At 41.8% G+C, this 19856-nt stretch carries 17 protein-coding genes and 2 pseudogenes; 17 read left to right on the forward strand and 2 right to left on the reverse strand.

Translation table 11 applies throughout. The features are described 5' to 3' along the window. Positions 1–14: 14 nt before the first annotated feature. The 16 genes and pseudogenes from dapG to ETB99_RS15325 form a co-directional block, all read left to right on the forward strand. Entirely contained in the window at positions 15–1244 is a 1230-nt protein-coding gene (dapG, locus tag ETB99_RS02295; RefSeq protein WP_077429664.1) for an aspartate kinase, read from the forward strand. Positions 1245–1256: 12 nt separating this feature from the next. Next, positions 1257–2126 (forward strand): 4-hydroxy-tetrahydrodipicolinate synthase, encoded by an 870-nt coding sequence (dapA, locus tag ETB99_RS02300; RefSeq protein WP_006322288.1) that lies wholly within the window; start codon positions 1257–1259, stop codon positions 2124–2126. 102 nt (positions 2127–2228) lie between these two features. Then, the gene (locus tag ETB99_RS02305; RefSeq protein WP_077429665.1) at positions 2229–3890 is read left to right on the forward strand and encodes a ribonuclease J; all 1662 of its coding nucleotides are present in this window, start codon (positions 2229–2231) and stop codon (positions 3888–3890) included. A 110-nt stretch (positions 3891–4000) separates the two neighbouring features. Beyond that, entirely contained in the window at positions 4001–4714 is a 714-nt protein-coding gene (locus tag ETB99_RS02310) for a ClpP family protease (protein WP_077429666.1), read from the forward strand. After that, a complete protein-coding gene (locus tag ETB99_RS02315; RefSeq protein WP_004890988.1) occupies positions 4711–4935 on the forward strand; it encodes a YlzJ-like family protein in 225 nt (74 codons plus the stop codon). The genes ETB99_RS02310 and ETB99_RS02315 overlap by 4 nt, the downstream gene beginning before the upstream one ends. Positions 4936–4999: 64 nt before the next feature. Next, positions 5000–7234: a DNA translocase FtsK gene (locus ETB99_RS02320; RefSeq protein WP_129000157.1), complete on the forward strand. Its 2235-nt coding sequence runs from the start codon at positions 5000–5002 to the stop codon at positions 7232–7234. 202 nt (positions 7235–7436) lie between these two features. Continuing rightward, positions 7437–8162 carry a GntR family transcriptional regulator gene (locus ETB99_RS02325; protein WP_077429668.1) on the forward strand — a complete coding sequence of 242 codons (726 nt, stop codon included), beginning with the start codon at positions 7437–7439 and terminating at the stop codon, positions 8160–8162. Positions 8163–8274: 112 nt separating this feature from the next. Then, positions 8275–9348 carry a BMP family lipoprotein gene (locus tag ETB99_RS02330; protein WP_171699800.1) on the forward strand — a complete coding sequence of 358 codons (1074 nt, stop codon included), beginning with the start codon at positions 8275–8277 and terminating at the stop codon, positions 9346–9348. Positions 9349–9469: 121 nt separating this feature from the next. Beyond that, positions 9470–10999 carry an ABC transporter ATP-binding protein gene (locus ETB99_RS02335; RefSeq protein ID WP_171699801.1) on the forward strand — a complete coding sequence of 510 codons (1530 nt, stop codon included), beginning with the start codon at positions 9470–9472 and terminating at the stop codon, positions 10997–10999. Continuing rightward, on the forward strand, positions 10996–12042 hold the full coding sequence (locus ETB99_RS02340; protein ID WP_077429671.1) for an ABC transporter permease: 1047 nt from the start codon (positions 10996–10998) through the stop codon (positions 12040–12042). Before ETB99_RS02335 ends, ETB99_RS02340 begins: the two co-directional genes overlap by 4 nt. After that, positions 12043–12996, forward strand: a complete 954-nt coding sequence (locus tag ETB99_RS02345; protein WP_077429672.1) for an ABC transporter permease — start codon at positions 12043–12045, stop codon at positions 12994–12996. A gap of 64 nt (positions 12997–13060) precedes the next feature. After that, positions 13061–13522: pseudogene (locus tag ETB99_RS02350) on the forward strand (aldehyde dehydrogenase family protein); the annotation flags it as partial. A gap of 20 nt (positions 13523–13542) precedes the next feature. Further along, positions 13543–14457 carry a proline dehydrogenase family protein gene (locus ETB99_RS02355; RefSeq protein WP_077429674.1) on the forward strand — a complete coding sequence of 305 codons (915 nt, stop codon included), beginning with the start codon at positions 13543–13545 and terminating at the stop codon, positions 14455–14457. Positions 14458–14542: 85 nt separating this feature from the next. Then, positions 14543–16000 (forward strand): sodium/proline symporter PutP, encoded by a 1458-nt coding sequence (putP, locus tag ETB99_RS02360; protein WP_171699802.1) that lies wholly within the window; start codon positions 14543–14545, stop codon positions 15998–16000. A 301-nt stretch (positions 16001–16301) separates the two neighbouring features. Then, on the forward strand, positions 16302–17546 hold the full coding sequence (locus ETB99_RS02365) for a GntP family permease (RefSeq protein ID WP_171699810.1): 1245 nt from the start codon (positions 16302–16304) through the stop codon (positions 17544–17546). Between the two features lie 6 nt (positions 17547–17552). Next, positions 17553–17726, forward strand: a pseudogene (locus ETB99_RS15325) (CapA family protein); the annotation flags it as partial. A 208-nt stretch (positions 17727–17934) separates the two neighbouring features. On the opposite strand, the gene ETB99_RS02370 reads toward ETB99_RS15325, so the two are convergent. Then, positions 17935–18309 carry a zinc ribbon domain-containing protein gene (locus ETB99_RS02370; RefSeq protein ID WP_077429677.1) on the reverse strand — a complete coding sequence of 125 codons (375 nt, stop codon included), beginning with the start codon at positions 18307–18309 and terminating at the stop codon, positions 17935–17937. A gap of 164 nt (positions 18310–18473) precedes the next feature. Here ETB99_RS02370 and ETB99_RS02375 point away from each other — a divergent pair, with 164 nt between their 5' ends. Further along, positions 18474–19136, forward strand: a complete 663-nt coding sequence (locus ETB99_RS02375; protein ID WP_171699803.1) for a DUF975 family protein — start codon at positions 18474–18476, stop codon at positions 19134–19136. Between the two features lie 30 nt (positions 19137–19166). Here ETB99_RS02375 and ETB99_RS02380 read toward each other — a convergent pair whose 3' ends face one another. After that, a complete protein-coding gene (locus ETB99_RS02380) occupies positions 19167–19814 on the reverse strand; it encodes a GGDEF domain-containing protein (RefSeq protein ID WP_253263523.1) in 648 nt (215 codons plus the stop codon). Positions 19815–19856: the final 42 nt, after the last annotated feature.

A 19856-nucleotide genomic window follows, 5' to 3' on the forward strand; every position in this document is an offset into this window, starting at 1 on the left:
TCGAGGTGTTGACGTTGAAAATTATCGTTCAAAAGTTTGGCGGTACGTCCGTTCGTGATGAACACGGTCGAAATTTAGCGCGCAAACATATTGAAAAAGCGTTAGAAGACGGATATAAAGTTATTGTTGTCGTTTCAGCGATGGGGCGAAAAGGGGATCCGTATGCAACGGATACGCTCCTTAGCCTTATTGACGGAGCCAATGCACATGTGACAAACCGTGAAAAAGATTTGTTGATGGCGTGCGGGGAAATTATTTCAAGCGTCGTTTTTACAAACATGTTAAATAAACATGGTATCAAAGCGACAGCCTTTACCGGAGCACAAGCAGGCTTTCGCACGAACAATGATCATACGAACGCGAAAATTATCGATATGCGTTGCGAACGGTTGTTGCGTACCCTAAAAGAGCATGATGTTGTCGTTGTCGCAGGCTTTCAAGGTGCGGCTGAAAACGGAGATGTGACAACGATCGGGCGCGGCGGAAGCGACACGTCAGCTGCTGCGCTTGGGGCTGCACTCGGTGCAGAATGGATTGACATTTTCACTGACGTCGAAGGTGTAATGACGGCGGATCCACGCATCGTAGAAAATGCGCGACCGCTTGATGTTGTAACATATACAGAAATTTGCAATATGGCATATCAAGGGGCAAAAGTCATCCATCCGCGTGCGGTCGAAATTGCGATGCAAGCGAAAGTGCCTCTGCGCATTCGCTCGACGTATTCTGATTCACCAGGAACGCTCGTTACATCGATTGGAAAAAAAGGAAGCGATGTAAAAGAACGATTAGTGACAGGAATTGCCCACGTTTCAAACATTACGCAAATTAAAGTGCCAGCAAAAGAGGGACATTACGATTTACAGGCAGAAGTATTTAAAGCGATGGCGAATGAAGGAATTAGCGTCGACTTCATTAACATATCACCGAACGGGGTCGTATATACCGTATCGAGCGACGTGGCAGATCGAGCGATTACGACGTTGCAAAAGCTTGGCTATGAGCCAACCGTCACGCGCGGTTGCGCGAAAGTATCGACTGTCGGAGCGGGTATTGCTGGCGTTCCAGGAGTAACCGCAAAAATTGTGACAGCACTATCTGAACGAGGCATTCAAATTTTGCAGTCGGCTGATAGCCACACAACCATTTGGGTACTTGTGAAAGAGGAGCATTTAAAAGAAGCGGTAAATGCATTACATGATGCATTTCAACTTGCGGAACAAAAACAATACGATTTTAGTTAGGAGTGAAACATTGTGGTTCAATTTGGTCAAATTGCCACAGCGATGGTCACCCCATTTGACAATAAGGGGAACATCGATTTTGCGAAAACAACGCAATTAGTGAACTATTTAATTGAAAACGGTACAGATTCACTCGTTGTTGCTGGAACAACTGGAGAATCCCCAACGTTAACGACAGAAGAAAAGTTGGCGCTTTTCCGTCACGTTGTCGACGTTGTTGACGGACGTGTCCCTGTTATTGCTGGAACAGGGAGCAACAATACGCGTGCATCGATTGAACTAACGAAAAAGGCAGAACAAATCGGTGTCGATGCGGTGATGATCGTCGCACCGTATTACAACAAACCGAACCAAGAAGGAATTTACCAACATTATAAAGCGATTGCTGAAAGCACGTCGTTGCCTGTCATGGTGTACAACATTCCAGGGCGAGCTGTCGTCAATATTTCCGTTGAAACAATCGTTCGCCTCTCCGAAATTCCAAACATTGTAGCTGTCAAAGATGCAAGCGGAAATTTAGATGCGATGACGGAAATTATAGCAAAAACGCGCGATGATTTTATGCTATATAGCGGAGATGACGGATTGACACTTCCTGTATTAGCTATTGGTGGAAAAGGTGTCGTTTCCGTTGCCTCGCATATTATCGGCAACGAAATGAAAGAAATGATAGAAGCTTTCATGAGCGGAGACAATAAAAAAGCGGCAACGATACACCAACAACTATTGCCGATCATGAAAGCGCTATTTGCTGCCCCAAGCCCAGTGCCAGTAAAAACGGCTTTACAGTTGAAGGGATTAGATGTTGGTTCTGTTCGACTACCACTTGTACCGTTGACGGAACAAGAACGTTTGCAACTCATGCACGTGCTACAACGTTAAAAGAAAGGGAATTCATCCCTTTCTTTTTTATTGTTGAATCAGTTATAATGGATGTAAGTGACTTTGAGCGGGGAAGTTTGGTTGACTGTAGGAGGATTTAAGATGAAACAAGCAGAGAAAATTCGTGTGTTTGCTCTCGGCGGCGTGGGAGAGGTAGGCAAAAACATGTATGTCGTCGAGGTGGACGAAGACATTTTTGTCCTTGATGCAGGACTTATGTTTCCAGAGGACGAGATGTTCGGCATTGATATGGTTATTCCTGATATTTCGTATTTAGTGGAACAACAAGAACGTATTCGTGGCATTTTTTTAACACACGGTCATGACGATCATATTGGCGCAATTGCATACGTGTTGCGAAAAATTACTGTACCTGTGTACGGGGCAAAATTGACGCTTGCACTCATGGAAGAAAAATTGAAAGAGCAAGGGATTACATCGAAAGCGAAGCGCATCGAAATACATGCTGACAGTGAAATTGTATTTGAAAAAGCGATTGTGTCGTTTTTCCAAACGAACCATAGTATCCCGGATTGTCTTGGTGTAAGCATTCAAACATCGCAAGGCGCCATTGTATATACGAGTGATTTTAAATTTGATCAAACACCTGTTGGCATATGTCGCACCGATTTTGGTAAAATGGCGAAAATCGGAGCGCAAGGAGTGCTTTGTTTACTATCCGACAGTACAAACGCAGAAAAACCGGGATATACTGGTTCTGAAGCGATTGTTGGTCAAGAAATTTCCGATGTTATTTACAATGCCCATGGGCGTGTGATTGTCGCTTGCTTTGCCTCGAACATTACACGCATTCAACAAGTGCTAAACGCTGCTCGTGACCATCGACGGAAAGTGGTCATTATGAGCCGTCATATGCATAAGGTGATTGACATTGCGGTGCGCCTCGGGTACTTGAAATTGGATGAAAACATGATTATTTCGATGGGGGAAGTCGACCGTTACAACGATCGTGATTTAGTCATTTTAACGACAGGCAATCAAGGAGAACCGATGGCGGCGTTAGCACGCATGGCGAAACAGGCGCACAAATACATCAATATTAAAGAAGGAGACACAGTTATTGTCGCTTCTTCTCCGATGCCAGGGCATGAGTTATTTATTGCTCGCACAATTGATGCTCTATATCGTGCAGGAGCGAATGTCGTGTACGGACAACGTCAAGTCCATGTGTCTGGGCACGGGTATCAGGAAGAATTAAAGCTTATGTTAAATTTTATGAAACCAAAATATTTTATCCCGGTACATGGAGAGTTTCGTATGCAAAAGGCGCACGGAAAAATCGCCCAAGCTGTCGGTATTCGTCAAGATGCGATCTTTTTGATTGAAAAAGGAGAAGTGATCGAGTTCCGTAACGGTCACGCCCGTTTCGGTGGAAAAGTGCCGAGCGGTCAAATTTTAATTGATGGGTTAGGCATTGGAGACGTAGGAAATATTGTGTTGCGTGATCGTCGCTTACTGTCACAAGATGGAATTATGATCGTTGTTGTAACGTTAAGTAAACAAGAGAAGCGCGTCGTTGCTGGGCCAGAAATGATTTCACGCGGATTTGTATATGTGCGTGAATCCGAAACACTTTTCGAAGAATCGATAAAAATTGTGAAAGAGATTGTGGAAAAAAGTATGGAAGATTACGTCATTGAATGGTCTTCACTAAAAACAAACATTCGTGATGCACTTAGCCAATATTTATTTGAAAAAACAAAACGAAAACCGATGATTTTACCGATTATTATGGAAGTATAAAACAACATGCTCAAAGTCAAGAAAACACCTGCGACGCGCAGGTGTTTTTTGTATGAACATGTCGATGTTCACGCATACTAACGACATCATGTAATGGAAAGGGGATTGTTATGGAAGAACGGGATATATCTCAAGAGGAAACGAAGCCTTCTCCAGCCGAAAATATTGTACAGCTCGGTCAAACGAATATTCCACAACTTTCTTCAGATTCAACGATCCATTGTTTAACGATCGTTGGACAAATTGAAGGGCATATTCAATTACCGCCACAAAACAAAACGACGAAATATGAACATCTTATTCCACAAATTGTAGCGATTGAGCAAAATCCGAATATTGAAGGTTTGCTCGTTGTATTAAATACAGTAGGCGGTGATGTGGAAGCAGGGTTAGCCATTGCAGAAATGTTAGCCTCGATGTCCAAACCAACTGTTTCGATTGTGCTCGGCGGAGGCCATTCGATCGGTGTGCCGATTGCGGTGTCGTGCGACTATTCATTCATCGCAGAAACGGCAACGATGACGATTCACCCGATTCGCCTCACAGGTCTTGTTATTGGTGTGCCACAAACGTTTGAGTATTTAGATAAAATGCAAGAGCGCGTCGTCAATTTTGTTGTTAAACATTCAAACATTAGTGAAGAAAAATTTAAAGAACTTATGTTTTCGAAAGGCAATTTAACGCGCGATATCGGAACGAATGTAGTGGGAACAGATGCTGTGAAGTACGGTTTAATTGATGAAGTCGGGGGACTGTCACAAGCGATGCGCAAATTGCGCGAACTCATTGACCATTCACATCAGCAAGGAGCGATGTTACAATGATTTTACATACGATCGTTCCAGAGTTTATCGTTTTTCAAACGAACGAGGCGGAGTATAAAAAGCAACGCACCGTTCAATATAACGGAGTGACGTTACTTGTGCAACAAACAGAAATGAACGAGTATGAAATTGTGCGTGTATTAAGTAGCGATCCACAACATTATTTAACGTATGAACCGGGCACAAAACTTTATGCGACATCACTACAATTTATGGTATAATAAGAACAAGCAGCCACGCTTCTCTGTTGGCTGCTTTTTCATCTTATATGTTGGAGTGGGCGAAATGGGAAAGAAAAATAAGCGTCGCACAAACAAACAAGAACAATGGAAAAAAACGTTACGTTTTGAACTAATCGGTTTAACGATGTTAGCATGCGTGGTCATTGCGATGGCAAACGTCGGAGCGGTCGGCCGTTCACTTGTTTTTACTACTCGCTTCTTTATGGGTGAATGGTATATTGTTGCGCTATTAGGGGCGCTTGTGACATCGCTATATGTCATCTGGAAGCGATCATGGCCTCCATTTTTCCAACGCGTGCTCGTTGGGCTGTACTTGATTGTTCTTTCCTTATTGTTGTTTAGTCACGAAGCGTTATTTCATATTTTATCAAGAAATGGGAAATTAGCAAATCCAAGCATTATTCGAACGACATGGGAACTATTTTGGGCAGATGTGCATGGAGAAAATAGTTCTTTTTCGGATTTAGGTGGTGGGATGCTTGGCGCCCTGCTGTATACGATCAGTTATTATTTATTTGATCAATTAGGAACAAAATGGATTGCCTCATTATTGATGATCATTGGTGTATTACTTCTTACAGGAAAAACGTTACGTGATACAGCCGGCAAAGGAATTGAATGGTTCCTTTCGTTTATTCGAGCGCAAACGAAAGCAGTAATTGCGGACGCTCGTTCATTTTTAAGCCGTCCGAAAAAAGAAAAACAACAGCCAACTCATATTGAAGTGGTGACAGCGCTCGAGGAAAAAGAAGAAAATGAAATAGAAGAAATTGTTGTTGAAGGACCTGTTATTTCTAATTTTAATGAAGCTGTTGAAGAAGGAAAGCCGATATCATTTACGCAAAATCATGCGACGGATTATGCATTGCCGCCAATTGATTTACTTTTCCCACCAAAAGCGGTCGATCAATCGCGGGAAAAAGAAAATATTTATGAAAATGCTCGCAAGCTTGAAAAAACGTTTCAAAGTTTCGGGGTAAAGGCAAAAGTAACGAAAGTGCATATTGGTCCAGCTGTAACGAGATATGAAGTATATCCAGACGTCGGTGTGAAAGTAAGTAAAATTGTAAGCTTAAGTGATGATTTAGCGCTTGCGTTAGCGGCGAAGGACATTCGCATCGAGGCACCGATTCCGGGAAAATCAGCAATTGGTATTGAAGTACCGAATGAAGAAATTGCGATGGTATCTCTACGCGAAGTGTTAGAAGCGAAAGAAGCAGATAAACCTGAAGCAAAACTGTTAATTGGACTTGGGCGTGACATATCGGGACAAGCGGTGCTTGCTGAATTAAATAAAATGCCGCACTTACTTGTTGCGGGTGCGACGGGAAGCGGGAAAAGCGTATGTATTAACGCCATTATCGTTAGTTTATTGATGCGCACGAAACCACATGAAGTAAAGATGATGATGATCGATCCGAAAATGGTTGAGTTAAGCGTGTACAATGGCATTCCACATTTACTTTCTCCTGTCGTCACCGATCCGAAAAAAGCGTCCCAAGCATTAAAAAAAGTAGTGAGCGAAATGGAGCGACGATACGAGCTATTTTCGCATACAGGAACGCGTAATATTGAAGGATATAATGAATATATTGAGCGGCATAATGAAACAGCGGAAGTGAAACAACCTCTTTTACCATACATTGTCGTCATTGTAGATGAGTTAGCAGATTTAATGATGGTTGCTTCAAGCGATGTTGAAGATTCGATTACACGTCTTGCCCAAATGGCGCGGGCAGCAGGCATTCATTTAATTATCGCAACGCAACGTCCATCTGTTGATGTCATTACTGGAGTGATTAAGGCAAATATTCCATCCCGCATTGCGTTTAGTGTATCATCACAGACGGACTCACGGACGATTTTAGATATGGGTGGAGCTGAAAAATTGCTTGGTCGTGGTGATATGCTCTTTTTGCCTGTCGGTGCGTCTAAACCTGTTCGTATTCAAGGGGCATTTGTGTCTGATCAAGAAGTGGAGGCAGTTGTACAATATGTGATTTCACAACAACAAGCGCAATACGAAGAAACGATGATCGCACAAGATGATGAGCCACAAGAAGCGTTTGATGATGAGCTGTTTGAAGAAGCGGTTCAACTCGTCATCGACATGCAAAGTGCATCTGTTTCGATGTTACAGCGTCGTTTTCGCATCGGTTACAACCGGGCTGCACGACTAATTGATGCAATGGAAGCTCGTGGCATCGTTGGGCCTTATGAAGGAAGTAAACCGCGCGCTGTACTCGTATCGCCAAACGATCAAGCAAAAACGTCATAAAAGAGGCTAAAAACAAGCCTCTTTTTTTGCATAAATGGAACATAATAATGATATATTATTACAATCGCTTACATATGATTTTATACGACTTTTTTCGACAATTTTTTTATTCACTATTTATTTATGAATGAAAAAATGTTATATTATTAATAAGAAATTTGTCTAACATCAGATGTCTGATATCTAAGGTGGGGGATGGTGAATGTCAGTCAAATCGGATCATCGACACTTATATTTACAAGTGATTGATCGGATTAAGAAAGATATTGAGCAAGGGGTATACAAGGAAAAAGAAAAACTTCCTTCTGAATTTGAATTAGCCAAACAATTAGGGGTTAGCCGGGCGACGTTGCGGGAAGCATTGCGGGTATTAGAGGAAGAAAACGTGATCATCCGCCGCCACGGTGTCGGGACGTTCGTGAGTTCCCGACCGATGTTTACGTCGGGTATTGAGCAGCTAAGTAGCGTGACGGAGATGATCCGTCAAGCCGGTCGAAAACCGGGGACGATTTTTTTATCTTCTTCCATACAGAAACCGACTGAAGATGATATAAAGCGCTTTCAATGTGATAAAGAGGAAGATTTACTTGTTGTTGAGCGGGTGCGAACTGCAAATAATGAACCGGTCGTTTATTGTATCGATAAAGTTCCTTGTAAATATTTACCTAAAGGAATTGCTTATGAAAATGAGTCATTATTAGAAATATTACATAATGAAGCGAATCGATACATCGCCTATGCGGTTACCCACATTGAGCCGCTCGGCTACCATGAAAAGGTGTCGCCTATTTTGCAATGTGAGCCAGAAACAGCGCTTTTAGTTTTAAAGCAAATGCATTTTGATGAAAATGACGAGCCGATTTTGTACTCAATTGACTACTTTAAATCAGATAAGTTTAGCTTCCACGTGTTACGAAAACGCGTGTAGCTTCTTATACAAGCGCTTATCCTGTTAAGGAGGTGACATTGGAGGGAGAAGGTTCGTTCACATTTTAACTTTTTTACTTATCCATATTTTTAAATTGAGGGGGTAATGATTGATGAAGAAAAAGCGTTTTGGATTGTCAATGTCTTTATTATTAACTGCCGGCATGCTTCTTGGCGGTTGCGGACAAGCAAAAGAAGAGCCGAAAAAAGAAGAAGGAAAAGCGTCTGAATTTAGCGTAGCAATGGTTACAGACGTTGGTGGAATTGACGATAAGTCGTTCAACCAATCTGCATGGGAAGGGTTACAAAAATTCGGTGAAGAAAACGGCTTGAAAAAAGGAAAAGGCGGCTATGACTACTTACAGTCACAAAGTGATGCCGATTATGCAACAAACTTAAACAAACTTGTACGTAACGACTTTGATCTCATTTATGGTATTGGGTATTTAATGACAGATGCCATTACAGAAATCGCAGAACAAAAGCCAGATAACAAATTTGCGATCGTTGATAGCGTCGTTGAAAAACCGAACGTTGCTAGCATCATATTCAAAGAGCATGAAGGTTCGTTCCTTGTCGGCGTTGTCGCTGGTTTAATGACAAAAACAAATAAAATCGGTTTCGTTGGCGGTATGGAAATTCCGTTAATTGAAAAATTCGAAAGCGGTTTTATTGCAGGAGTAAAAGCAGTAAATCCAAATGCCAAAGTTGAAGTGCAATATGCAGGTGCATTCGACAAAGCGGATAAAGGAAAAGCTATTGCTTCAAGCATGTACGCTTCTGGTATTGATATCATTTACCATGCAGCTGGTGGAACAGGAAACGGTGTGTTCTCAGAAGCAATCGACTTGAAAAAACAAGATCCAAACAAAGAAATTTGGGTGATCGGTGTTGACCGTGACCAATATGAAGAAGGAAAAGTGCCAGGAACAGATAAAAGCGTAACATTAACATCGATGGTAAAACGTGTTGACGTTGCTGTATATGACTTAGCGACAAAAACGAAAAATGGCAACTTCCCAGGCGGTCAAGCAGTTGAATACGGCTTAAAAGAAGATGGTGTAGGTATTGCTCCGACAACGAAAAATAACGTTCCTGAAGATGTGTTGAAAAAAGTTGATGAGTGGAAACAAAAAATTATTAATGGTGAAGTGAAAGTGCCTACAACTCGCGCAGAGTTGCAATAATCAAATGACTGTGTTCTCCGAAGAGTACGTTTCTTCGGAGAACCACTAAATGAAAAGTTGCAACATGTTGCAGCTTTTCATTTAGTGATTTTAACAAGCTCATATAAGGAGTGGATCACGTTTGGAATACGTAATTGAGATGCTAAATATCCGCAAAGTTTTTGGGAATTTTGTGGCCAATGATAACATTACGTTGCAATTGAAAAAAGGGGAAATTCATGCGTTATTAGGCGAGAATGGTGCAGGAAAATCGACGCTAATGAACGTGTTATTCGGTTTATATCAACCAGATGGCGGGGAAATTCGCGTCAAAGGAAAAAAAGTAAATATCGCCAACCCGAACGTCGCCAACGACTTAGGAATCGGAATGGTACACCAACACTTTATGCTTGTTGATACGTTTACAGTAACGGAAAACATCATTTTAGGAAGCGAGCCAACAAAAGGTAGACAAATCGATATTGAAAAAGCAGAGCAAGAGGTGCGTGAGCTTTCTGAACGATACGGTTTAGCTGTTGATCCGAAAGCGAAAATCGCAGACATTTCTGTCGGTATGCAACAACGGGTAGAAATTTTAAAAACGTTATATCGTGGAGCAGATATTTTAATTTTTGACGAACCAACAGCGGTCTTAACGCCGCAGGAAATTCAAGAGCTCATCCAAATTATGAAAGCGCTTGTACGTGAAGGAAAGTCCATCATTTTAATCACGCACAAATTAAAAGAAATTATGGAAGTGTGCGATCGTGTCACAGTGATTCGACGTGGAAAAGGCATCGGCACATTAAATGTATCGGAAACAAACCCGAACGAACTAGCTTCGTTAATGGTTGGACGTGAGGTGCATTTCAAAACAGAAAAACAACCGCCGAAAGTCGGCAAACCTGTCCTTGAAATTGAAAATTTAGTTGTCAAAGACTCGCGTGGAATTACTGCAGTTGATCATTTAAATCTAACGGTACATGCAGGAGAAATTGTCGGAATTGCAGGGGTAGACGGCAACGGACAAACAGAGCTTATCGAAGCGATCACGGGCTTAATTAAATCTGAATCCGGCTCCATTCGTCTAAATGGTAAAGAAATTCGCAATTTAACGCCAAGACAAATTACAGAAACAGGTGTCGGACACATTCCGCAAGACCGTCATAAACATGGTCTTGTGCTTGATTTTCCAATCGGAGAAAACATGGTGCTTCAAACGTATTATAAAGAACCATACTCAAAACGCGGTATTTTGAATTTTAAAGCGATTTACGATAAAGCGCGCCAGCTTATCCAAGAGTTTGACGTTCGTACGCCAGATGAATATACGAAAGCGCGGGCTTTATCAGGAGGAAACCAACAAAAAGCGATTATCGGACGTGAAGTGGATCGTGATCCAGATTTACTTATTGCCGCGCAACCAACGCGTGGACTCGACGTCGGAGCGATTGAGTTTATTCACAAACGTCTGATCGAACAACGAGATAAAGGAAAAGCAGTATTGCTTGTTTCGTTTGAATTAGATGAAATTATGAACGTTAGTGATCGTATTGCTGTCATTTATGAAGGGAAAATTGTCGCCATTGTCGACCCGAAAGAAACGACAGAACAAGAGCTTGGTTTGTTGATGGCAGGAAGCAAACGGAAGGAAGCAGGTGTATCATCATGAGTGAAAATCGTTTAACAAATATTCTCGTTCCTGTTTTTGCGGTTATTCTCGGAATTATTGCTGGCGCCATCGTGATGATCGTCAGTGGATATGACCCAATTGCTGGCTATTCCGCTTTATTGTACGGTGCTTTTGGGGATCGATATTACATTGGGGAAACGATTCGTCAAGTGACACCATATATTTTAGCGGGGTTAGCGGTTGCGTTCGCTTTTCGCACAGGGCTATTTAACATCGGTGTAGAAGGACAACTGATCGTCGGCTGGCTCGCTGCTGTTTGGGTGGGCGTTGCGTTTGAGCTCCCGAAAGTAATCCATCTGCCGCTCGCTATTGTTGCTGCTGCATTTGCTGGGGCACTTTGGGGATTCATTCCGGGATTTTTAAAAGCGCGTTTTCGTGTTCATGAGGTAATCGTCACGATTATGATGAACTATATTGCTTTATACGTGTCGAATGCGATCATTCGCTCTGTTTTATCTGATCAAGGATTTAAGTCGGAAAAAATTCATCCGACTGCATCGTTACGTTCGGAATTTTTACAGTCATTAACTGATTACTCTACCCTTCATTACGGCATTATTATTTCGTTAATTGCAGCTGTTGTCATGTGGTTTTTACTTGAGAAAACGACAACAGGATATGAACTTCGTGCCGTCGGTTTTAACCAACATGCATCACATTATGCAGGTATGAACGTTAATCGCAATATTATATTATCGATGGTTATTTCTGGGGCATTTGCTGGTATTGCTGGAGCGATGGAAGGATTAGGAACATTTGAAAACGTCTCCGTTAAAGCTGGATTCACCGGAGTCGGATTTGATGGAATTGCCGTCGCCCTTCTCGGTGGAAACAATGCGTTTGGCATTATTTTAGCAGCTATTTTATTTGGAGCGTTAAAAGTTGGAGCGCTCGAAATGCCATCAGCAGCTGATGTGCCGACAGAACTTGTAGACATCATCATTGCGTTAATTATTTTCTTCGTTGCATCAAGCTACTTAATTCGTCTTGTGCTTATGCGCTTCAAAAAGGGGGGAAAATAAATGTTACACATCCTTGAAATTATTATTCCTTCCGCGATTTTCTTTGCGGCACCACTTATTTTTACGGCGCTCGGTGGCGTATTTAGTGAGCGTTCCGGCGTTGTAAATATCGGATTAGAAGGATTGATGGTCATCGGGGCATTTACCGGTGTCGTGTTCAACTTAACGTTTGCCGATCAATTCGGACAACTAACACCGTGGCTTGCGATACTTGCCGCAATGATTGTTGCTTCGATTTTCTCGCTTATGCATGCGGTCGCAGCCATTTCACTTCGTGCGGATCAAGTAGTCAGCGGAGTAGCCATCAACTTTTTAGCTTTAGGTTTATCATTGTTTCTTGTGAAAATGTGGTACGGAAAAGGACAAACGGATCAAGTGCAAGTTGGATTTGATAAAATTGACATTCCGATTTTAAGCAAAATTCCAGTTATCGGTCCGATTTTTTTCTCAAACGGATACGTGCCATCTTACTTAGCGATTGTACTCGCCTTTGTGGTATGGTACGTCATTTATAAAACACCGTTTGGGCTTCGTCTTCGCGCGGTTGGGGAACATCCGATGGCGGCAGATACGATGGGAATTAACGTGGCAAAGATGCGTTACATCGCAGTCATGTTAAGCGGTGCCCTTGCAGGAATTGGCGGTTCAATTTATGCGACAATCATCTCGCGCGACTTTAGCCACGCGACAATTTCCGGGCAAGGATTTATGGCGCTTGCTGCAATGATTTTCGGAAAATGGCATCCGCTTGGTGCGATGGGAGCGGCCCTTTTCTTCGGATTTGCGCAAAGTTTAAGCATCGTCGGACAGGCGATTCCGTTTTTGAAAAACGTACCGACTGTTTATTTGCTTATTTTGCCGTATGCTTTAACGATTTTAGCGTTAACTGGATTTATCGGACGTGCGGATGCGCCAAAAGCGCTCGGTACGCCGTATGTCAAAGGAAAACGTTAATTTTGGAAAAGACTTCGGATCCGTCCCGAAGTCTTTTTTTCACGCCTTTGATCAAGCATAATAAATCGATCAAGCGTCGTACGATAAAATTATGAACTACATTGAAATTGGAAAACAAGTGGGGAAACTCGTAACAGGTGGAACAGGAGACGACTCGCAAGGGTTTTTTATTAAACCAACCATTTTTTCGGATGTCGCCCCAACTGCACGCATCATGCAAGAAGAAATTTTCGGGCCAGTTGTTGCGTTTACAAAAGTGCGTACGTTTGATGAAGCGCTTGAAGTGGCGAACAATACAGATTACGGATTAACAGGGGCGGTCATTTCAAACAATCGTGCGCATTTAGAAAAAGCGCGAGAAGAGTTTCACGTTGGTAACTTATACTTCAATCGCGGTTGTACAGGAGCGATTGTCGGTTATCATCCGTTTGGTGGTTTTAACATGTCAGGAACAGACTCGAAAGCAGGTGGTCCAGACTATTTATTGCTTCATATGCAAGCAAAAACAGTAAGTGAAATGTTTTAAGTTTGAAAGAGGTGAATACAATGCTCGCACAACTATCGAAAAACATCTTTTTATACGCTTCGCAAAGTAAAGTGCTAAATCAAGCTGCGAAAAAATGGGGGCTCCGCTTTGGAGCTTCCCAAGTTGTTGCAGGGGAAACGATTGAAAGCGCTATCAAAAAGGTGCGTGAACTGAATGAAAAAGGACTCGTTTGTACGCTCGATCATTTAGGAGAATTTGTCTCTAATCGTGAAGAGGCAATTGAAGCAACACAATATAACATTCGTACGTTAGAAGCGATTCATCGTGCAGGAGTTCACAGTAATTTATCCGTCAAATTGACACAACTTGGTCTCGACATTGACTTTGATTTTTGCTTAAACAATATGCGTCAAATCGTCGAAACAGCAAAACGATACAACAATTTTGTGCGCATCGATATGGAAGATTCGGGGCACTGTCAAGCGACGCTCGATTTATTACAAGAACTACGTCGCACATACGACAACGTTGGAACCGTCATTCAAGCATATTTATATCGCGCTGAACAAGATGTGAAAGATTTAAAAGGGGTATCACTTCGTTTAGTGAAAGGAGCATATAAAGAGCCGCCAGAAGTGGCGTTTCAAGAGAAACAACAAATCGATGAAAACTATATGAATATCATTCGACTCCATTTATTAAGCGGAAGTTATACAGCTATTGCTACACACGATCATCATATTATTGAAAAAGTAAAAACATTTGTAGAAGAAAATAATATTCCACGTAATCAATTTGAGTTTCAAATGTTGTATGGCTTTCGGACAGATATGCAACAACAGCTTGCACAAGAAGGTTATACCATGCGAGTATACGTCCCTTTCGGAAATGATTGGTTCGGTTATTTTATGCGCCGGTTAGCAGAACGTCCGCAAAACGTCGCATTCGCATTAAAAGGTTTCTTTGGAAAATAATTTTTTGTACAAATTGTGAACATATTTTAGTATAATGATAGATGCAAAGGGGTTTTTATAGACAACAAAGGAAGGGGAGATTGTTTTGGTTATTGCATCTGTTGTCGTATATATGGTGGGGATGTTACTCATTGGGTATTGGGCATATAAACGGACGTCAAACTTGTCTGATTATATGTTAGGTGGAAGGACGCTCGGTCCAGCCGTAACGGCGTTAAGTGCTGGGGCGTCAGATATGAGCGGTTGGTTGTTGCTTGGCTTGCCTGGCGCGATGTATGCACAAGGGTTAAGCGCTTCATGGATCGTCATCGGACTAGCTTTAGGGGCGTATGCGAACTGGTTATACGTTGCTCCACGCTTGCGTGTGTATACAGAAGTGGCAAACGATTCGATTACGATTCCAGCATTTTTAGAAAATCGTTTTGGTGATACATCGAAGCTACTTCGCCTCGTTTCAGGATTCGTCATTATGATTTTCTTTACGTTTTACGTCTCATCTGGTCTCGTTTCTGGCGGGGTCATGTTTAAAAACTCGTTCGGTACAGATTATCATACGGGGCTATGGATTGTCGCTAGTGTTGTTATTGCGTACACGTTATTCGGGGGATTTTTAGCGGTCAGCTGGACGGACTTTGTGCAAGGTCTCATTATGTTTATTGCACTTATTCTCGTACCTGTTGTGACATTGATGCATACAGGGGGATTCACAGAAACGACAGCAACGATTCGAGACACCGATCCGAATTTGCTCGATTTGTTTAAAGGAACAAGCGTAGTCGGCATCATTTCTTTATTCGCTTGGGGACTTGGTTATTTTGGACAGCCTCACATTATCGTTCGCTTTATGGCGATTTCATCGGTGAAAGAGATGAAACAAGCTCGTCGGATTGGAATGGGCTGGATGATTTTTTCATCTGTCGGCGCGATGCTCACAGGTCTTTTTGGAATCGCTTACTTTAAACAAGCCGGCATGACGTTAGAAGATCCAGAAACGGTATTTATTAAACTTGGGGAAATTTTATTCCATCCGCTTATTACAGGGTTTTTACTTGCAGCCATTTTAGCGGCAATTATGAGCACGATTTCATCGCAATTGCTTGTGACATCAAGTTCCCTAACTGAAGATTTATATAAAGTTTTATTCCGTCGTTCAGCGTCCGATAAAGAGCTTGTGTTTGTTGGTCGTTTATCGGTGTTACTTGTTGCTGTTGTTGCTTTAATTTTGGCATATGAGCAAAACAATACGATTTTAAATCTTGTTGGCTATGCATGGGCTGGGTTTGGTGCTTCGTTCGGTCCTGTCATTATATTAAGCTTATGCTGGCGTCGCATGACAAAATGGGGAGCGCTTGCAGGAATGATTGCAGGGGCGACGACGGTCATCGTTTGGGCAAACTCTTCATACGCTAGCGTCATGTATGAGATGGTTCCTGGTTTTATCGCAAGCCTCATCGCTATTGTTATCGTCAGTGTATTGACAGCAGCGCCAGATAAACAAGTGACAGAGCAATTTGATACGTTTAAACGTACGATTTCATCATAAGAAAAAGGTGTCCAATTTGGGCACCTTTTTCTTACGTGGAAAATTGTCGAATGGCTCGCTTCATTTCATTTGAAATATGTTCCAAGTCCCATTATAATACCCGTTCCGAGAGAAATAAGTAAAAAACGTCCTGTTACACTGATCACCTCCGACAAAAAGACTATTACAAAAATAATGTATATACGGATGACATCTGTACGTATTTTCGAAAAATTTTACACAGTTTTTATGTTATTTGTGATATATTTACAAAAAATGACGTTACATCATGATATGTTTATAGATTGTATACTTGGAGGGGATCAAATTGAACACATTTGGAGCGATAGCTGCTTTTCTACTAGCTGTTGTATTTATTTTACGAAATGTGCCGGTGGGGTATGGAATGATGGGCGGAGCGTTTATTGGTGCTTTACTAGGGGGAGTTTCTATCGATGAAGCTGTTCGGCTAATGATAGATGGAGCAAAAGAGATGACCCCGTCTATTTTGCGTGTTTTAGCAGCTGGTGTGCTTGCTGGTGTATTAATGCAGTCGGGGGCAGCGGTGGCAATAGCAGAAAAACTCATGCAAGCATGCGGGGAAAAATATGCGCTATTTTCGCTATGTGTTGCAGCGATGATGTTAACAGCGTGTGGGGTGTTTGTTGACGTTGCCATTATGACGATTGCACCTGTTGCGCTTGCGATGGCACATCGACTTGATGTGTCACGTTTTGCTATATTGCTCGCATTAATTGGTGGGGGGAAAGCTGGGAATATTATTTCTCCTAACCCGAATACGATTGCAGCTGCTGAGGCATTTCATGTCCCTCTTTCCTCTCTCATGATGGCAGGCATCGCACCGGCGGTGATTGGTCTTTTTGTCACGTACCAGCTTGCAAAACGGTGGCGGGGTGATGACAAACATATGCCAAAAATTGAAACGGTTGAAAAAGAAACACCTCCATGGCAAAAAGCGATCGTTGCTCCCGGTGTTGCGATAATTCTTTTATTGTCACGTCCGCTCTTTGGCGTGTCAATTGATCCGCTTATCGCTTTGCCGACTGGTGCGGTGATTGGTGTGATTGTTATGAATAAAACGAGGGAGTTGAACGTGTTTCTACGCGTAGGCATGGAAAAAATGAGCGGTGTTGTATTCATGCTTCTTGGTACTGGAACGCTAGCGGGTGTAATCGCGAACTCCGCTTTGCACCAAACGTTTATGCACATGCTCGAATCGCTAGGGTTTCCGCCATACGTCATGGCATCGTTAGCTGGTGCGTTATTGTCAGGCATTACTGCATCTACAACGGCGGGGACAGCTGTCGCAAGCCACGTGTTTGGAAAAGCGTTAGTTGAAGCGGGTGTACCATCGCTTGCGGGAGCAGCTATGGTACATGCGGGGGCAACAGTGCTCGATCATTTACCGCACGGCAGTTTTTTTCATATCACAGCAGCGAGTGTACATATGTCAACGAAAGAGCGCCTTACACTGCTTCCGTACGAAACGCTCATAGGCATAGCCATTGCCACAACATGTACAGTCATTTTTTATCTATTTTTATAAAACTATGTTCTAAATCATCAACAAATAAAAAAAGAATTCATTGAACAATATAAAGAAAAAATAATTGTTTATAGCTTAGGCAACTTTATGTTCGGAGGCAATAAAAATCCGAGCGATAAAGACACGTTCGTTTATCAGCAAAAATTAACAAACCAACATGGCTCGTATATGAAAAATAAAGTATAATGGAAAGAAAAGGAGTTGATTTTATGTACATCGGGGACATTGTATTTCAACTCGTGATGCTCGGCACGTTGCTTGGGGTTTTTGCTGTATTCATTTTTGGTGCTGTGTGGTTGACAAGGTCTATAAAGGGAAAAAGAGGGTAAAAAAGTTCGGCAGGCGCCGAACTTTTTATTCATTACTTATTCTCGCGTATCACTTGGATTTATAATGCTTTTCCGCAAGATGGACAAAAGCGGAAGTTTGCTTGTACGTTCGTTCCACAGTGTGGACAAAACTTTTCTCCTTCGATATGACCGAAACGAGTATTGAGCGGATCTTTTTCCTCGTCTTCTTCTACAATATCGATGATCGACATCCGTTCTTTCCCTGTAGCGTTTTTATAATGATACACAGCTTGAAAAATACCGATACCAATGATAACGAATCCGAAAAAAGGAAAGATTTGTGACCCTGGAATGGGAGAATCTTTCGTAATAGAAAAAGTCATAAACGTCCAAAACATGCCGAATAAAATGGTGGCGATACTGCCGATAAATCCTTGCATGGATGGCCCGCGGCCAGGTTTGATGCTTTTCATTTGTATTCCTCCCTTATAATGGATACACCCATTATATACAAAACATAGAAAATATTCATCTCATTTACTAAAAGATCAATAGCATTTTTCAAATAAGTATGTTAGAGTAAAAAGCGCATAGACTATATGTGTAAGTGTGATCACGTAAAAGGAGGCTTTATCATATGACATTATCATTGTTAAGGCGTGAAGCAAGGGAAGCGTTGAAAGGAAAATGGGGCAGTGCCGTGCTTCTTATGCTTGTTTATGCGTTCGTGACCATCGTTTTCCCTATAGTAGTTGAGGTTGTATTAAGTGGAGGATGGGACGTATGGATTGAACAAGAAAACGTGACAATATCTGTTTCGATCGTCAGTTTGCTTCTTTCACTTGCGCTCATTCCGTTTAGTGTTGTTGTGTATTGGGTATTTTTAGATGTGTATCGCCGTGAACCTGTCCGAATCTCTCCAATGTTTACAGTATATCAAAATGGGAAGTTATCATTAAAACTCATTGGCACGTCCGTTTTATTTGGTATCTTTGTGTTTTTGTGGAGTTTGCTACTTATTATCCCTGGAATTATTAAATCGTTATCTTATTCACAAGCATTCTTTTTATTAAAAGATCATCCCGAATACGGTGCACTTCAAGCGATTAGCGAAAGTAAAAAACGAATGAAAGGATATAAAGGAAAACTATTTTTGTTATATTTGAGCTTCATCGGCTGGGGACTACTCTCGATTATAACGTTCGGGATTGGACTTTTATGGCTCGTTCCGTACGTCTACACATCGCTTGCTGCATTTTATGACCAATTTATTCGTACACAAGAAGCACCGGTTGAATAAAACGAACAAGGGCAACCTTGTTCGTTTTATTTATGTCGAGATGACAACAACACGATTTCTTCCATTTTGTTTCGCTATATATAAAGCTTGATCCGCTTTTGAATAACTATGCTGGAAAGAATGGGTGGCTTGAGCGATACCAAAACTTGCGGTGATATGAATCGTATGATGTTTATATGAAAATGGAAATGTTGCGATGTTTTCCCGTAACATTTCAGCAAGTTGTCGTGCTTGTTTAATGTGGGTGTTAGGTAGAAAAATGATAAATTCTTCTCCGCCCAACCTTGCTGAAAGGCTTGGGGGAGGGAAATAGCGCATCAACATGGCAGATAAGTCTTTCAGCACTTGATCCCCTGCTGGATGTCCGAACTGATCGTTGACATGTTTGAAAAAATCAATATCAATAATTAGGATACTCGCTTCTTTATTGTTTTGTTTATGTAATTGAGCACGAACAAGGTCAACAAAGCGAATACGATTCAACAAACCGGTTAGAGGATCCTGGACAGCTAAAGTTTGTAGAGAGTTGTTTTTTTCAATGAGACGTGTTTGTTCAATATTCATAAGCATGTGTTGTTTATAACTTTTGGTGCAACTTCTCCAGATGATGATGGAGGCTACAAATCCTAGTCCTTCAGGTAAAGCAGTGCGGATTGAGGGATGTATAGACCATTCCATTCGTGCGAATTCATCATAGGGAGATAGGACTATAGAGAGTGT

The organism is Anoxybacillus sp. CHMUD, assembly GCF_013096965.1.
GTDB lineage: Bacteria > Bacillota > Bacilli > Bacillales > Anoxybacillaceae > Anoxybacillus > Anoxybacillus kestanbolensis_A.

Excerpts from the sequence above, each read along its gene's own strand:
- ETB99_RS02330 (WP_171699800.1), top strand. The coding sequence starts at position 8,275 with ATGAAGAAAAAGCGTTTTGGATTGTCAATGTCTTTATTATTAACTGCC.
- ETB99_RS02340 (WP_077429671.1), top strand. The coding sequence starts at position 10,996 with ATGAGTGAAAATCGTTTAACAAATATTCTCGTTCCTGTTTTTGCGGTT.
- ETB99_RS02375 (WP_171699803.1), top strand. The coding sequence starts at position 18,474 with ATGACATTATCATTGTTAAGGCGTGAAGCAAGGGAAGCGTTGAAAGGA.
- ETB99_RS02315 (WP_004890988.1), top strand. The coding sequence starts at position 4,711 with ATGATTTTACATACGATCGTTCCAGAGTTTATCGTTTTTCAAACGAAC.
- ETB99_RS02355 (WP_077429674.1), top strand. The coding sequence starts at position 13,543 with ATGCTCGCACAACTATCGAAAAACATCTTTTTATACGCTTCGCAAAGT.
- ETB99_RS02370 (WP_077429677.1), bottom strand. The coding sequence starts at position 18,309 with ATGAAAAGCATCAAACCTGGCCGCGGGCCATCCATGCAAGGATTTATC.
- ETB99_RS02380 (WP_253263523.1), bottom strand. The coding sequence starts at position 19,814 with ATGGAATGGTCTATACATCCCTCAATCCGCACTGCTTTACCTGAAGGA.
- ETB99_RS02305 (WP_077429665.1), top strand. The coding sequence starts at position 2,229 with ATGAAACAAGCAGAGAAAATTCGTGTGTTTGCTCTCGGCGGCGTGGGA.
- ETB99_RS02310 (WP_077429666.1), top strand. The coding sequence starts at position 4,001 with ATGGAAGAACGGGATATATCTCAAGAGGAAACGAAGCCTTCTCCAGCC.
- ETB99_RS02320 (WP_129000157.1), top strand. The coding sequence starts at position 5,000 with ATGGGAAAGAAAAATAAGCGTCGCACAAACAAACAAGAACAATGGAAA.
- ETB99_RS02345 (WP_077429672.1), top strand. The coding sequence starts at position 12,043 with ATGTTACACATCCTTGAAATTATTATTCCTTCCGCGATTTTCTTTGCG.
- ETB99_RS02325 (WP_077429668.1), top strand. The coding sequence starts at position 7,437 with ATGTCAGTCAAATCGGATCATCGACACTTATATTTACAAGTGATTGAT.